15 protein-coding genes and 1 tRNA gene are annotated in these 14,472 nt (G+C 66.1%); 11 read left to right on the top strand and 5 right to left on the bottom strand.

The features are described from left to right. The first annotated feature begins 21 nt into the window (after positions 1-21). Together GGD66_RS15630 and GGD66_RS15625 are read left to right on the top strand one after the other, a co-directional pair. Positions 22-1,092: a phospholipase gene (locus tag GGD66_RS15630; protein ID WP_183258278.1), complete on the top strand. Its 1,071-nt coding sequence runs from the start codon at positions 22-24 to the stop codon at positions 1,090-1,092. Positions 1,093-1,175: 83 nt separating this feature from the next. Continuing rightward, positions 1,176-1,382 carry a hypothetical protein gene (locus GGD66_RS15625; protein ID WP_018316294.1) on the top strand — a complete coding sequence of 69 codons (207 nt, stop codon included), beginning with the start codon at positions 1,176-1,178 and terminating at the stop codon, positions 1,380-1,382. A 75-nt stretch (positions 1,383-1,457) separates the two neighbouring features. Here the strand turns inward: GGD66_RS15625 and GGD66_RS15620 are convergent, their stop codons facing one another. The 3 genes from GGD66_RS15620 to GGD66_RS15610 form a co-directional block, all read right to left on the bottom strand. Beyond that, positions 1,458-2,114 (bottom strand): DsbA family protein, encoded by a 657-nt coding sequence (locus tag GGD66_RS15620; RefSeq protein WP_183236697.1) that lies wholly within the window; start codon positions 2,112-2,114, stop codon positions 1,458-1,460. A 114-nt stretch (positions 2,115-2,228) separates the two neighbouring features. Continuing rightward, positions 2,229-2,705 (bottom strand): PaaI family thioesterase, encoded by a 477-nt coding sequence (locus GGD66_RS15615; protein ID WP_183236698.1) that lies wholly within the window; start codon positions 2,703-2,705, stop codon positions 2,229-2,231. A 3-nt stretch (positions 2,706-2,708) separates the two neighbouring features. Continuing rightward, positions 2,709-3,137 (bottom strand): thioesterase family protein, encoded by a 429-nt coding sequence (locus tag GGD66_RS15610; RefSeq protein ID WP_183258376.1) that lies wholly within the window; start codon positions 3,135-3,137, stop codon positions 2,709-2,711. 104 nt (positions 3,138-3,241) lie between these two features. On the opposite strand from GGD66_RS15610, the gene GGD66_RS15605 reads away from it, so the two are divergent. After that, the gene (locus GGD66_RS15605; RefSeq protein ID WP_092255744.1) at positions 3,242-3,790 is read left to right on the top strand and encodes a TetR/AcrR family transcriptional regulator; all 549 of its coding nucleotides are present in this window, start codon (positions 3,242-3,244) and stop codon (positions 3,788-3,790) included. A gap of 128 nt (positions 3,791-3,918) precedes the next feature. On the opposite strand, the gene GGD66_RS15600 is transcribed toward GGD66_RS15605, so the two are convergent. Beyond that, on the bottom strand, positions 3,919-4,410 hold the full coding sequence (locus GGD66_RS15600) for a hypothetical protein (protein WP_179731924.1): 492 nt from the start codon (positions 4,408-4,410) through the stop codon (positions 3,919-3,921). Positions 4,411-4,615: 205 nt separating this feature from the next. On the opposite strand from GGD66_RS15600, the gene GGD66_RS15595 reads away from it, so the two are divergent. Continuing rightward, positions 4,616-4,897 (top strand): PsiF family protein, encoded by a 282-nt coding sequence (locus tag GGD66_RS15595; RefSeq protein WP_183236700.1) that lies wholly within the window; start codon positions 4,616-4,618, stop codon positions 4,895-4,897. Positions 4,898-4,997: 100 nt separating this feature from the next. Continuing rightward, positions 4,998-6,083, top strand: a complete 1,086-nt coding sequence (locus tag GGD66_RS15590) for an AbrB family transcriptional regulator (protein ID WP_183236701.1) — start codon at positions 4,998-5,000, stop codon at positions 6,081-6,083. A gap of 149 nt (positions 6,084-6,232) precedes the next feature. Here the strand turns inward: GGD66_RS15590 and GGD66_RS15585 are convergent, their stop codons facing one another. Beyond that, complete coding sequence (locus tag GGD66_RS15585) at positions 6,233-6,772, bottom strand: disulfide bond formation protein B (protein ID WP_179731930.1); 540 nt, start codon at positions 6,770-6,772, stop codon at positions 6,233-6,235. A gap of 157 nt (positions 6,773-6,929) precedes the next feature. Between GGD66_RS15585 and GGD66_RS15580 the strand changes: the two genes are divergently transcribed. The 6 genes from GGD66_RS15580 (at position 6,930) to GGD66_RS15555 (ending at position 14,375) form a co-directional block, all read left to right on the top strand. Beyond that, a tRNA-Leu gene (locus tag GGD66_RS15580) sits at positions 6,930-7,014 on the top strand. A gap of 192 nt (positions 7,015-7,206) precedes the next feature. Beyond that, positions 7,207-7,509, top strand: a complete 303-nt coding sequence (locus GGD66_RS15575; RefSeq protein WP_183236702.1) for a hypothetical protein — start codon at positions 7,207-7,209, stop codon at positions 7,507-7,509. A gap of 860 nt (positions 7,510-8,369) precedes the next feature. After that, positions 8,370-8,597, top strand: coding sequence for a hypothetical protein (locus GGD66_RS15570; RefSeq protein WP_183258277.1), 228 nt, complete (start codon positions 8,370-8,372; stop codon positions 8,595-8,597). Between the two features lie 244 nt (positions 8,598-8,841). Continuing rightward, positions 8,842-11,598, top strand: coding sequence for a DUF2235 domain-containing protein (locus GGD66_RS15565; RefSeq protein WP_183258276.1), 2,757 nt, complete (start codon positions 8,842-8,844; stop codon positions 11,596-11,598). Between the two features lie 150 nt (positions 11,599-11,748). Then, positions 11,749-12,432, top strand: a complete 684-nt coding sequence (locus tag GGD66_RS15560) for a response regulator transcription factor (RefSeq protein ID WP_183258275.1) — start codon at positions 11,749-11,751, stop codon at positions 12,430-12,432. After that, on the top strand, positions 12,429-14,375 hold the full coding sequence (locus GGD66_RS15555) for an ATP-binding protein (RefSeq protein ID WP_183258274.1): 1,947 nt from the start codon (positions 12,429-12,431) through the stop codon (positions 14,373-14,375). The genes GGD66_RS15560 and GGD66_RS15555 overlap by 4 nt, the downstream gene beginning before the upstream one ends. Positions 14,376-14,472: the final 97 nt, after the last annotated feature.

Here is a 14,472-nt window from a genome sequence, read left to right as displayed (position 1 = left end):
CCCACGCTGAAGGAAGCCGCGATGAGCGAGGCCGTGATCGACGACATCGTGGCCGTGCTGCCGCCGCTGCTCAATGCGCTGGAAGCGCTCGGCTTCTTCCAACGCCATCTGCATCCGCCGGCGTTCGCTACCGTGATCAACGCGATCGGCGCACCGGATGAGGCGCTGCAAACGGCACACGCGGCTATTGGAGAGTGGCCGGAGCAGTTCGCGGGCCTCCGCGAGCGGCTCGATTGCGCCTGCGGCGAGACGCTCGCCGCCTTTGCCGGGATCCGCGAGGTCGAGCGCGGCAATGGCGATCTCGTCGCTGTCTTCCGCGCGCTGCGCCACGTGCCGCGCGCGCAGGAGGCGCTTTATCCCCTGGCGATGCAATTTCCTCCCGTAAGCAGCTTCTTCCTCAACACCGCCAATCGCGAAAATGCGGATCTGTTGTCGCGGCTCGACGTCGGCGCGAGCGAAAATACCGGCATCTTCCACGATCACAACGAACCCGGCAGCCGCGGCGGCTTCTCGGTCTATGTGCCTGAGGACTATACGCCCGAGCGCGCCATGCCGCTGGTGATGGCGCTGCATGGCGGCAGCGGCAACGGACGCGGTTTCCTGTGGAGCTGGTTGCGCGACGCCCGCAGCCTTGGCACGATTCTGGTGGCGCCAACCGCGACCGGTCCGACCTGGGCGCTGATGGGTGATGATGCCGATACGCCTAACCTCATGCGTATCCTCGAAACCGTGCGCAGCCGCTGGAGCATCGACGCCTCGCGCATGCTGCTGACCGGCATGAGCGACGGCGGCACCTTCAGTTACGTCAGCGGCCTCGACGGCGCCTCGCCTTTCACCCATCTGGCGCCGGTTTCGGCAACCTTCCATCCGCTGATGGCGGAGATGGCCGACGCCGCGCGCCTGCAGGGGCTGCCCATCTTCATCACCCACGGCAAGCTCGACTGGATGTTTCCGGTGCAGACCGCGCGCCAGACCCAGGCAGCGCTCGCAGCGGCCGGCGCTGATGTCACCTATCGCGAGATCGACGACCTCAGCCACACCTATCCGCGCGAGATCAACGCGGAGCTGGTGCAGTGGCTGAACGCGGGGTGAACAACCCGTCCTTATCCGCGCCGCACTGCCGCGGAACCATCGCTCCGGGCCGACGTTATTGCTGGCCCACCGGAGGTTCGCAAATGCAGACTTTTTTCGGAATGATCCTTGGCGCGCTGCTGCTTGCCGGCGGCGTGTATGTCTATGACTCCATGCAGACCTCGTCCGTCGCCAATGGCGAAGTCGCGACCACCAATCGCACCATCGTGAACTGGGATGTCGCGAAGGCGGATTGGGATGCGCTGCGCGACCGCGCGCACAAGGACTGGGTCCGGATCTCGTCGAAGTAACAACGCCCATCATGAACGAGGCGCCGTCGCGAGCTCCGCGGCGGCGCCTTTGCGTTGGCTACCGACCGATGCGCCTCAGTTCATCTTGGCCTTGCGCGCATCGGCGATGACCTGCTCGAACTCGGTCATGCTGAGCACGCCGGGGACGCGGTACTTGCCGACGATGAAAGACGGGGTGCCGCTGAAACCGAAGGCTTCGGCCTGCTCGTTGTTGCGCTTGAGCAGCGCATCGATATCGCTGCCATGGCCGGTGAGATCGCGCTTCAGGCGATCCATGTCGAGGCCGGCGGCGGCAAGCAGCTCGTTGATGCGCGGCTCGGTCAGGCGCGAGCTGACGCCCATCAAGGCATCATGGGCCTGATGGTATTTGTCCTGGAATTTTGCCGCGAGAGCGGTCCGCGCCGCGGTGACGGAGACCGGCCCGAGGATCGGCCAATCCTTCATCACCAGCCGCACCTTGCCGTCGTCCTGGACGACCTGGCGCAGCTCGGGCTCGAGCTTGCGGCAATAGGGGCAATTGTAGTCGGACCATTCGACGATGGTGACGTTACCGTTGGGATTGCCGGCGACGGGCGTGTCGGGATCGCGCAGCACCTTGGCTTCGGTCAGCACCTCGTTGTCGTCGGTCGCCGCGCGCGCCGAGGCGCCCGTCAGTGCGAGGGCGCCCGCCCCGATCAACGTCAACGCCGCGCGCCGCGTCGGCGCAAGGCCCTTAGTCCCAAATCCAGCCATATCTCGTTCCGTTTCGGTCCCATCTCCCTGAATACGGTCGGGACCGGGAATTGTTACTCGTCATATAGAGTGTCGCGACGGCGATGTCATCGCACCAGCAGCGTGACCGCCAGGCTATGCGCCGGACGCACTCGCCGCGGGCGGCGCTGCAATGCGCGGCAGCATCGCCATCAACGTGCCGGTCATCGTTGCGATCAGCGTGGTCTTGCCCTCGTGCTCGGCAAACGCCCTGGCCTCGCAGAACGTCAGCGTGCGGCCGGGCTTGACGACCTCGGCCTTGAAGACGAAGCGCTCGCCTCTAGCCGGGGCCAGCAGCGTGGTCTTGAACTCGACGGTAAGGATATCAGCCTCGCGCGGCATCAAGGTGAAGGCGGCAACGCCGCAGGCGTTGTCCAGCCCGGCGGTGATGATGCCGGCATGGACAAACCCGTTCTGCTGGGTGAAGGCCGCGGAATGCAGCATCGCCAGCTCGGCCTCGCCCGGTGCGAGGCGGACGATCACGATGCCGAGCGTGTGCATCGCCGGCTGGCCGTCGAACATGGCGATGGCCGCCGCCCGATAGCCCGGGTTCTTCGGCTCGAACGCAGCCATGGCTCAGGCCTCGGCCGGCTCGGCGAGATGCCGCAAAGCGATCTCGCGGACGGCATCCGTGAACGGCGCCGATTTGCGCTGGGTTCGATCCATGTGCACGCCGGTGATCTCGCAAGTTGCGGCGATCTCGCCGGTCTCGGCATTCGTCATGTCGTGCCGGAAGCGGATCGACTTGTCGCGCACCTCGAGCAGATGGCTGCGGATCTCGACGATGTCGCCGGCGAGCAGCTCGCGCCTGTAGGCGATGTTCTGCTGCACGGCGGCCATGCCGCGGCCGGAGGAACGCAAATAGCTCGGCGTGAGGCCGAGGCGGGCGAACAGGTTCCAGTTGGCTTCGTCGAATTTGCCGACATACCACATGATGTTCATGTGGCCGACATGGTCGCATTGCCACGGATAGACCGTGCCGCGATAGGTCGCCTCCTGCTCCATCGCCATTTTCCGCCCTCGTTGTTTATTGATTGATACGGTAGCGTATCAGGCACGAGACGCGTTAGCAATACGGCACCGTATCAAGAGTTCGAGAGGCTTCATTCATGAGCGACGGCAAGGGCGATGTCTGGGTCGAGGCGGGGTTTGCCGAACTCGCCCGCGCGGGGGTCGAGGGTGTCAGGGTCGAGGTGCTTGCCAAGAATCTCGGCGTCACCAAGGGCGGCTTCTACCGCCGCTTCGCCGACCGCGCCGCGCTGCTCGATGCCATGCTGCAACATTGGCGCGAGGGGCGGGCCGCGTCGATCGCGCAGCAGACGCGCCTCGATGGTCAACCGCCCCGCGAACGGCTGAAGGCGGTGATCCAGCTCTACTCCGAGCGGCTCAATCCGGAAGCCATGGCGATCGAGCTCGCGATCCGGCAATGGGCCCGCTCCGACGAGAGCGCCGCGGCGGCCGTGGCGAGCGTGGACGCAGCGCGGCTCAAGCACGTGGCCGAGCTCTATCGCGCGACCGGGCTTGCACCCGAGGAGGCCGAGGCACAGGCCTTCCTGTTCTACTGCTTCATCTTCGGCCAGAGCCTGTTGTTCGTCGAGCGCGGCCCGCGCAAGCGGTCGCAACTGGTGGCGAAATCGGCCGAAAAGCTGCTCAACTAGAGCATGATCCGGACCCGAAGGGCCGCGTGAGCGCAAAGTGTGCAGCGGTTTTCCGAAAGATCATGCTCCAACTCAAAATCAAGTGAAAAGGCCGGAGCGGTGCTCCGGCCTTCGTATCGATTCGAAGCTCAGGCGGCGCCCTTCAGCTTCTTGTTGCATTCGCTGTAATAGCCGCCGCCCTTCTGGATCCACTTCATGCCGCCGTTGCCGTTGGTGGTCTTGTTGGCGTTGTACTGATCGACGCAGGTGTGCAGGCGTCCCTTGCCCGGGGTCTCCTTGGCATATTTCGGATCGATCGCGTTCGGATAGATCGCAGGTCCCGCCGGCAGGGTCGGCGCGGCGGCGGGGGCCGCCTCCTTCTTGGCCTGCTTCGGCTCGGCGGGCGCAGCCGCGGTCGGTGCAGGAGCAGCCGGCGCGGCGGCAGCCGGCGTTGCATCCGCGCCGCACTGGGCCTTGCGGAAGTCATTCCACTTCATGGTGCCGAGCGAGCCGTCCTTCTTGGCCGCCTGGTATTTGGCGCTGCACTCCTGCGACGTCAGCGCCTGCGCCGGCGCCGATACCGAGAGCGCAGCAAATCCCGACAACGCAATCGCGCACAGCATTTTTGATTGAATGGTCATCCTTAGGTCTCCTCCTTGGTCTTCCCCCGAGGGGAAGTGAAACAAGAATTGCTATCCTAGCGTGCCGGCCATTTGCGACAAGGAAGCGATGGCCCCCGGCTGCCAAAATATAGTAACGGCGCCGTTCAGATTATTCATGTCGCGTTCAGCAATGCGAGCCGACGTTCGCAGCCCTTCGCAATTCTCGCAAGATGAGTGCAACACCATGACCCTCGCCTCTCGCCTCGCCGCCGTCGCCCTCGCCTCCCTGCTCGCCGGCGGCACTGCCTTCGCGCAGACCGCCGCGCCGGCGGCCAAGACCGATATGAAGACCGACGCCGCCACGGCCGACAAGAAAGCCCCGAAGGAGCGCTCGGCCGAGTCGCTCGAATGCTCCAAGCAGGCCGACGCCAAGGGCCTGCACGGCAAGGAGCGCAAGAAATTCCGCTCCGAATGCATCAAGACCGCCAAGGCGGGCGCCGCCGCGCCGGCTGCCGACAAGAAGTAGCCCCGACACGATCTTCCGCGAGCTTCCAGCGAGAGGCGCGCGCATTGCGGCATGACGAGCCTGCAATTGTGCGCCTCTCGCTGATTTGCGATAAGGTGGCGTGAAGCAAATCGCCGCCTCCCTGTCGTTTGAATGGCCGAGCCGTGCCAAGATCTTGAGCACGGCGGAGACGCTCGTCATCGGCACAGCCGGCGGCCTTGTGTTTCTCCTCGCCGGCCTTCCCGGCGGGTTGATCTCCGGCTCGATGATCGCGGTCGGGATCGCCGCGATCGCCGGGCGCCAGCTCGCGCTGCCGCCGCTCCTGACCCAGACCGTGCTGGTGCTGCTCGGCATTTCGCTGGGCTCGGTGGTCTCGCGCCATCTGCTTCAGCAGGTCGGCGCATATCCCCTCACCATCGGGCTGCTTGCGCTCGCGACCTTCTGCTCGACCTTCGGCTCGAGCTATTACCTCCAGCGCATCCATGGCTGGGACCGCACCTCGGCCTTCCTGGCCGGCAGCCCCGGCGCGTTGTCGCAGATCACGATCCTGGCGGTCGAGCGCGGCGCCGACCTGCCGGGCATCGCGGTGGTGCAGACCATGCGCGTCATCATCCTCACCGCGGCCCTGCCGATGGTGCTCGCGTTTGCAGGCGTCGTCCCCTCGGCCGCGCCGTCGCTGGCGACGACGATCGCTTCGCCGCTCGATCTCGTCGAGCTGGTCGCGGCCTCGCTGGCCATGGCGCTGGTCCTGCGCCTGATCAGGTTTCCGGCGAGCTGGATGTTCGGCGCCATGATCGGCTCGAGCGTGCTGCATGGCGCCGGCTGGGTCGAGGGCGGCCTGCCGGACTGGGTGCGCGGCGTGGCGCTGGTCGGCATCGGCGCGCTGATCGGCAGCCGCTTCGCGCGGATGCGGATCAAGACGCTGGCCGGCCACCTCAACGCGGCGCTGGGCTCGTTCACGGTCGCCATCGCCGTCTCCGCCATCTTCGTCGGCATCGTGGCGCTGACCACCCAGGTCAGATTCTCCGACGCCGTCGTCGCCTTCGCACCGGGCGCGATGGATGCCATGCTGGCGCTGGCGCTGACCTTGCACATCGACCCGATCTTCGTCGGGGCCCACCATTTGTCGCGTTTCGTGTTCGTGACGATCGCAACGCCGGGCATCGTGCATCTGTTCGGGCGCACGCAGGACGATGTGGATGATTGATGGCGCGCAGTGCGCCTCGCGAACTCCGCTCTCGTAGGGTGGGCAAAGGCGCATAGCGCCGTGCCCACGTTCTCTTTCGACCTTATCACTACGAGGTGGTGGGCACGGCGCGCGAAGGGCGCGCCTTTGCCCACCCTACGGCAGCTGACCTAGCCTCTCGCCGTCTTCGCAAATCCCCACGCGGCAATCGCGGCCATCAGCAGCGAGATCAGGACGTTGTAGCCGGCGAGCGAGAGGCCGAGGAAGCGCCACTGCACCTCGTCGCAACGCACCACCTTCACGGTGTCGAGCTTTGAGAACAGATCGCCGGCATTGCCGAGATTGACGACGGGACCGCTGCAATCGGTCGGCCCCTTCCAGAACCCCCACTCAACGCCGGAATGGTAGGTGCCGAGTCCGGCATTGGCGAGCGTTGCCAGCGCGAGGATCGCCAGCCCCGCCAGCAGCAGCGGCCGCGGCGCGCCGCTCCGCGCCGCCAGCGCCGTGAGCGCACCGAGCGGAATCGCGAGATAATAGGCGTAGCGCTGCTCCAGGCAGAGCGGACAGGGCAGGATCTCCAGCACGAGCTGGAAGAACCAGGCGCCCGCGATGGTCGCCGCGGCAATCAGCGTGACGAGCAGCGAGGCCGTCAGCGCAGCGCCGCTCGCAGCCGGCTTGAACGCAGGTATGGCGGCACTCTGGGTCGTCACGGCAGCCTCTTTCCGGTAGGTCGCGCTCCTAAGCCTCTAGACCCGCTCCATGCGGCTGTCGAGAACGGCTGACATCACTTTGGCGCGGGTTGACCCCGCTTTGTTCATGGCTATAGTCCGCCGGCTTCGCGACGCTCCCTGCAAGGGCCGACCGAGGGCCCCTGTGGCGGAACTGGTAGACGCGCTCGACTCAAAATCGAGTTCCGCAAGGAGTGCTGGTTCGATTCCGGCCAGGGGCACCAGCCTTCGCTGCTTCGCAGCTACGGCTCGGCAAGCCGGGCGCAGCCATATCCATGCGAAGCGGCGAAGGCTGTCGCGCCGAAGCCTTGGCGAAGGCGGACTGGCTCAACACACTCGCTCTCCCCCCTCCCTAGCCATCCCCTCATCTCCACTGTATAAACCGGTAGCTTCTTCCGTAACTCGAAGGAGCTCATATGAACGACCTGCACGCGTGGCTCTCGCAGCAACACCACGGTTTGCGGACCTTCCAGACCTTTCAGCAGAAGCTCGAGACGCTCGGCCAGCACGATCCCGCCCAGCGCGGCCTGTGCCGCCTGCTCAGCGGCGTCATCGGCAGCTATGTCGAGGCCTTTGACGAGGCCCCGCTGCCGGTCGACATTGCCGAGGACGCCTATCGGCGCCTGCTGACGCTGGTCGGAAGCCTCGATCTGCACGGAAATGCCGCTCGCCGGCTCGCCGACATCAACCGCGTGGCGACCTGCGAGTTGTGGCGGTGATCGTCAGGACCAGCGTGCCCACTTCAATTTCTAGGTAACAGGACACGCCTCTTCGGCCTCGCGACGCATGACGCCCGAGTCTTGAGCTTCTCTTGACGCCCCTTCCTTGGAAAGGGCGCAGGGAAGGCCGGGCGCCGGCTGGCACCCGCGGTCCGCTGCGCGCAAATTGCGAAGACAAATGCACAGCGGCATACAGGGCAGCCCAGGACATCCCGGCCTTTCCCTGCGCAATGGTTTTACGGCTTATGGCGCGCTCTCCCCGGGGAGCGATGCACTATTGCCCCCGTCGCCTTGCGGATGACTGGCGCGCGTGCCCGGTCGGGCCGCTTCACCACCACAAGCCTTGACGCACAGACCCCGGGCGTCAGGACGACACGCTTTTGCCGTACGCGGACCGCACTGGTCGTGTGCGCGCTGCTCAACCGCTCACGGGCCAACCCGCCCTGCGATTGCTGGCGCGCCGATGCACTCCACGTCCACCGCCACCCGGCCCGCGCATCGTGACGATCGCGAAACGCCCCTTATCCTTGGGCCGGGATGACGCAAAGCTACGATATTTCCGAATTTCGGTCAACCAGAATCTTGTGTGACCAAGCGGCGAGTGTCCAGACAGACCTTGTTCCGGCCGAGAATCATCTCCTGCAGCTCAATGGCTTCGTTTCTCCCCCGTGTATCCGCATCGTCATTGCGAGCGCAGCGAAGCAATCCCGGAATGCATCAGCGGAAACAGTCTGGATTGCTTCGTCGCAAGAGCTCCTCGCAATGACGGGGAGGAGAGATTACGCGTCTTGAGGCCGTTCCACTTCCCCGCGCCGATCCCTATATCCTGTGGCAACCGATGTGATGCAGCGGACAGTTTGATGGCCAGGACACGCAGGACGGACGCCGACGACCTCCCCCGCTATTTCGTCTGGGTCCGGGGCCTCGAGGGCCCCGAGCCGCAGAAATGGATGGCGATGGATTTCGGCGTCGGCGACTGGAAGCGGCCGCTGGTGCTGGCTTATCTGGAGCTGCCGGCGGACGAGCGCGATCTGTCGCTGTCGATGCTGGCGCGGCGGTACCCGCCGCCGCGGGTGGATATCTCGTAACGGCGTCAGCCCATCCAGCACAAGTCTGTCGCCGTGGAGACAACGACCGCTGGAGGCAGCGCCGCCGCCAGCCAGCGACGACCCGACACGGCGACGCCGCACGATCCCGCTTGCTACCTCAACGCGACTGTGCGCAGAATGCACCTGTATTTTCATGAGTCAGATATTTCAATCACTGATTGATTCCGGGAAATGATGCCCGGTTTGGCCTGACGCTTTCCTTGTCGAGTTGCCGGAGGGGCCCATGACGCATCATGATGTCGGGGGGAACGCCGATTCTCCGAGGCCGGAACGTGCGCCCAGCGATCAAGACAGCAATGCCGGCGCGGGCGCGGCCCTGCCAAGACGCAAGCTGGTGCTGTTCGCCGACGGCACCGGCAATGCGTTCACCAAGCAGGAATCCAGCGTCTGGCGTCTGTATGAGGCCCTGGACCATACCCAGCCGGACCAGATCGCGCATTACATCAAGGGTGTCGGCACCGCCGGCTGGGCACCGCTTGCCGCGCTCGACGGCGCCACCGGCATCGGCGTCCCCGGCAACGTCCGCAAGCTCTATCGCTTCCTGTGCTGGAATTGGCGACCCGGCGACGAGATCTACATCTTCGGCTTCAGCCGCGGCGCCTTCACCGCGCGCACGCTGGCGGCGCTGATCGCGAGCCAGGGCCTGGTGCCGGCGGAGATCGACGACACGCCGGTGTCGCATGCGGAGATGGGGCGTAACGTCAAAGCCGCCTGGCGCGAATATCGGCGCGAGACCGTGCCCTGGACCAAGAGCCTGCCGACGATCTGGGTCACGCGCTGGATCCGCGACTTCCTGCTGTTCGTCTATCACTGGCTTTGCGGGCACCGTAGCTATGCCGAGGTGCGGAGCAAAATGAACGGGCGCAGCGAGGTCGAGATCGCATTCCTCGGCCTGTTCGACACCGTCGAGGCCTTCGGCGTGCCGGTCGAGGAGCTCCGCCTCGCCATCGACTGGGCAATCTGGCCGATCTCGTTCCGCAATCACCGGCTGTCGCACAAGGTCAGGCACGCCTGTCACGCGCTCGCGCTCGACGACGAACGCACCACCTTCCATCCGCTGCGGATCGACCAGAGCCGTCTGGCGCAGGGGCAGATCGTCAAGGAAGTGTGGTTCACGGGCGTCCATTCCGATATCGGCGGCGGCTATCCGGAATCCACCCTGTCCTTCGTGCCGCTGGTCTGGATGGTCGAGCAGCTCGGCGACCGGTTGCGCTTCCAGGACGGCGAGATCGAGCATTTCAGGGAATATCAATCGGCGCTCGGGCCGCGGCATGATTCACGCAGCGGCGCAGCGGTGCTGTACCGCTACGGGCCGCGTCCGATCCTCGGCGGCGACGTGAATGGCGGGCTGCCGGTGGTGCACTTCGCCGTCATCGAGCGCATGCTGCTCGGCTGCGACGATTACGCCCCCATCATGCTTCCGTCGAACTGCCTGGTGCTGCTGCCGGACGGAACGAGGTTGCCGCTGCGATCGGAGGGAGAGACCAAGGATCTCGACGAGCAGCATGCGCGCGAGGTCATGAAGGCCGCCTATCTGCAAAAGGCGACGGGACCGCGTCGTACCGAGGAGGCCAGGGCCTTCACTGGGATGAGCACGCCCGACGCCACCATGTCGAGCCTCACGCGCGACACCGTGTGGTGGCGGCGCGTCGCCTATTTCTCGCTTTTGTTCATGGCCGGCGTGATCGCCGCGTGGCCGTGGATCGCGCACGCGCTGGTGCAATGGTCCGAAGACCGCGCCCTGGAGGGCACCGGCGCACTGTCTTTCATCACCAATATCGACTGGGTGATGGGCGCAGTGGTGGCGCCACTGACCAATCTGCTGCGAGACGTGGTGCCGTCCTATGCGGCCCCCTGGCTCAACATCGCGACCTACTATCCCTTCCTGACCTCGATCGTGGTGATCGTCACCTGGTGGATCTGGCAAAAGAACGGAACGTTGCGTGACGACATCGAGGAGCGGGCGCGTCTTGCATGGAACACGTCGCGCCGCAGGGCGAGCATGGAGCACATCGACAAGCCGGGGCCGTTGATGCGGCTCGGACACTGGATGCGCCTGAATGCCAGCCCGGCGCAGCACGTCATCACCAGGGGACTGGTGCCTGCGGTCTTCCTGATCGCGATCTTCGGCTCGGCCGCGCTGATCGTGTCGAGCAGCCTGTTCACCGCACGTCTCGCCCTCGGATCGGTCTGCTCGCCGCCTGCGGTCAAGGGCTCCGCCGCGTTCCAGACCGGCACGCCGGTGACGGACGAGCCGGTCGACGCCCGCGCGTTGTTCGACATCAGGGACTTTTGCTGGTGGAGCGGGCTCGCCGTCGAGAAGGGCCGCAAATACCGCGTCTTTCTCGAGATCAAAGAGCCATGGTTCGACCGTACCATCATGAGCGGCGTGAACGGATTTGCGACCTACGAGCCGCACCACTACGTGGCGCTGCCGGAGCGTCGTCTGTTCGCGGCGGACTGGTTCCAGCCCGTGGTGCGCGTCGGCAGCAAAGGCATCAACGACCTGCCGCTCAAGGCAGTCAATGTGATGCCGGCCGACGAATTTCCCCGCCGCATGAAGCCCACCCTGCCCGCGGAGGACGACATCAGCAGGAGCCGCAACAGGTACCCCGTGCGGCTCGACGACACGGCCGAATTCAAGGGCAGGCTCGACGGACTCGGCAAATTCGAACCGATTCCGCCGGCCATGCTCGCCGAGGCAGGCCAGGTCTGGACCAAGCAGCTGTTGACCGGCCGCGTCGTCGCCGAATTCGTGGCGCCCGAGTCCGGCGAGCTGTTCTTCTACGTCAATGACGCCGTCCAGATATTCCCGCGGCTGCTTCCGGAGTCGTGGGTCCCGTCCTGGCTTGATGCGATCCAGGGGCCGCACGATCTGTTCTACCGAAACAATAGCGGCACTGCGAAGATCAAGGTCCAGCGCCTGCCGGCCCCACCGATGCCGCCGGACAAGCCGGCATTACCGCTGGCGAGCAACTGAGGTCCAGCGGGAGGCAGCGTCGGAGCGCTCCGCGCCGCGACTTGGACACGGGGCATTCCCGCCCCCATGATTATGGGTGTCGCTGCCTGCGTCCGGTGGTTAAACTTGCCCTTGCGCCGCGGGGGACACGCGGGTCGCGGGACCATGATCATGACCGAACAGGGCGAGACGGGTGAAGCCATCACCATCCTCCTCGTCGAGGACGACGCGCCGACCTGCTGGCGGCTGCAGGATGCGCTGGTCAAGGCCGGCTACGAGGTGCGCAGCGCCGGCACGCTCGGTGAAGCCCGTTCCGCCCTCGCCGGCGGCGCGCCCCGCGTGCTGCTGACCGATCTGCGCCTGCCCGACGGCCACGGCATCGAGCTGATCCGCGAGATGAGGCAGCGCTTCCCCGACACCGAGATCATGGTGATCTCGGCACTCGGGGACGAGGAAAGCGTGATCTCGGCGATCACGGTCGGCGCCACCGGCTATCTGCTCAAGGACGCCTTCCCCACCGACATCGCCACCACGGTGCGCGATCTGGTCGCCGGCCATTCGCCGATCTCGGCCTCCATCGCGCGCTTCATCGTGCGCAGAACCCAAGGTGCCGCGCAGAATTCAGTGGAGCCGCCGCCCGGCCCCGTGCTCAATACGGCCAGGCTGACCCCGCGCGAGATCGACATCCTCTGGGGCATCGCAAAGGGCTTCAGCTATGCCGAGATCGCCAGCCATCTCGGCCTGTCCAAGCAGACCGTGCCCGGCCATATCAAGAACATCTATCGCAAGCTCGAGGTGCACACGCGCAGCGAAGCGGTGTTCGAGGCGGTGCAGCAGGGCCTGATCAAGCTGTGAGCGAGATCGCGGCCAAAGCACCTGCAAAGGCAGCTACGAAGGCGCCCACGCGGCCGCGGCGCCGGCTGATCGCCTCGCGCCTCGTGCCCTATCTGCTGCTGCAGGCCCTGATCGTGATCGCCACCATTCTCGGGCTGCGGCTGCTGCAGCCGAGCGATCCCGACGATTTTGCGTTGAGCGGGTTTTCGCTGCGGCAGGACGGCGTGACGCTGCCCGTGAACCTCCCGCATTTCACGGCGTCGCGCTATTCCCTGGACGACCCGCCGCTCTACACCGGCAGCTTCATGTTCCGGCGCGGCGAAGCGGCAGCGGGTTGGTCGGTCTATCTGCCGCGCTTCAGCAACGCGGTGGAGGTCGCCGTCGACGGCGTCGTCGTGCTCGATTCCCGGCGCGACGCCAATGCCAACCGGCCCGACCGCAACACGCCGCAGATCGCAGCGATACCCGCCTCACTGCTGCGCGAGGGCGCCAACGAGATCACGGTGCGCCTGTTCGTGTGGGGGCCGTTGAAGGGTTTTCTCGACACTGTCTATGTCGGGCCGGATGCCGCCTTGCGGCCAGCCTATGAGACGCGGATGCTGCTGTTCGTCACCCTCCCCGTGGTGTTTTCGGCCTGGCAGTCGATCCTCGCCGTCATCCTCGCGATCATGTGGCTGATGCGGCGCCGCGAGCCGGTCTACGGCGTGTTGGCAGCCGCGATGGTGCTCGGCGTGGTGCAGGCGTACGTACCGCCGCCGGTTCCGCCGGCCGCCACGTCGCGGCTTGCCGCGGTGCTGCTGGCGTCCGCGCCGATCGAGAGCGCGTTGGTCGTCATGTTCGGCGTGCTGTTCTTCGGCTGGCGCTGGCCGCGCTACGGCATGCTGCTGTTCGTGCCAGGCCTCGTCGTGTTCGTGGTCGGGCTGATCGGGGGCCCGCCGCTGCCGCGCATCCTCTTTCTGGTGCTCGGCATCCCCACCGTCGGGATTTGCCTGTTTCTGATGGCCTGCGTGACCGCGACCGCGGTCGTCCGGCGGCAGGACGCGGCAAGCTTCACGATCGGATGCGCCGTCACCATCGTGCTGGTCTGCTGGGTCCAGGACATGTTCACGGTGCTCGAGATCGTGAGCAACGATCGCATCTTCGTCTCGCGCCTGTCCTATTCGGCGATGCTGGTCGCGATCGGGGCCGGCTTGACCTGGCGCTTCGCCCGCGCGCTCAACCAGGTCGACAGCTTCGCCGGCCAATTGGTGACACGTGTGCGCGAGGCCGAGGAGCGGCTGAAGGCGAGCTTCGTCCGCGAGGAGGAGCGCGCCCGCGCCGCCGCGCTTGCCAATGAGCGCACGCGGCTGATGCGTGACCTGCATGACGGTCTCGGCGGCCAGCTCGTCAGCATCGTCGCGCTCTCCGAGCGCGGCCATGAGGGCGCGACCATCACCGACGCCGCCCGTGCCGCGTTGAAGGATCTGCGTCTCGTCATCGATTCCATGGACGACATCGGCGGCGACCTGATGCTCGCCCTCGGCTCCTGGCGCGAGCGCGCGAGCGCGCAATTGCGGCCGCACGACATCACGCTCGACTGGCGCGTGGCGACCCCGCAGGGCCTGCCGCTGCACCCTGAACTCAGGCCATGGCACGTCATCCAGATCGTGCGCATCCTCGACGAGGCCGTGACCAATGCGGTCAAGCACGCACACGCCCACCGCATCGCGGTCACCATCGAGACGCTCGATGCAAGCGAGGGGCCGTACGGCCTGATCAGCGTGACCGACGACGGCCAAGGCTTTGCGCTGGCCGGCCATGGAGAGACCGCCCGCACCGGCCAGACCGCGCGCGGCTTGCGCAACATGAGAAGCCGCGCCGCGCGCTGCGGCGCGGTGCTCGACCTGAGTTCCGATGCTTCCGGCACGCGGGTGCGGCTGCAATTGCCACAGCGCTTTCCCGACAGCGACGCGGCTGCGGGCTGAAAAGCCCCCTCTCCGAACGTGTGGGACGCGCGGAGAGAGGGAACGGGCCGGGTGATTTGCCGGCGGAGGACGGGGGTTCGTCCGCAGGGCGCCCTGG

It is taken from the genome of Bradyrhizobium sp. CIR48 (assembly GCF_014198315.1).
GTDB lineage: Bacteria > Pseudomonadota > Alphaproteobacteria > Rhizobiales > Xanthobacteraceae > Bradyrhizobium.
This window is presented reverse-complemented; position numbering and strand designations above follow the sequence as displayed.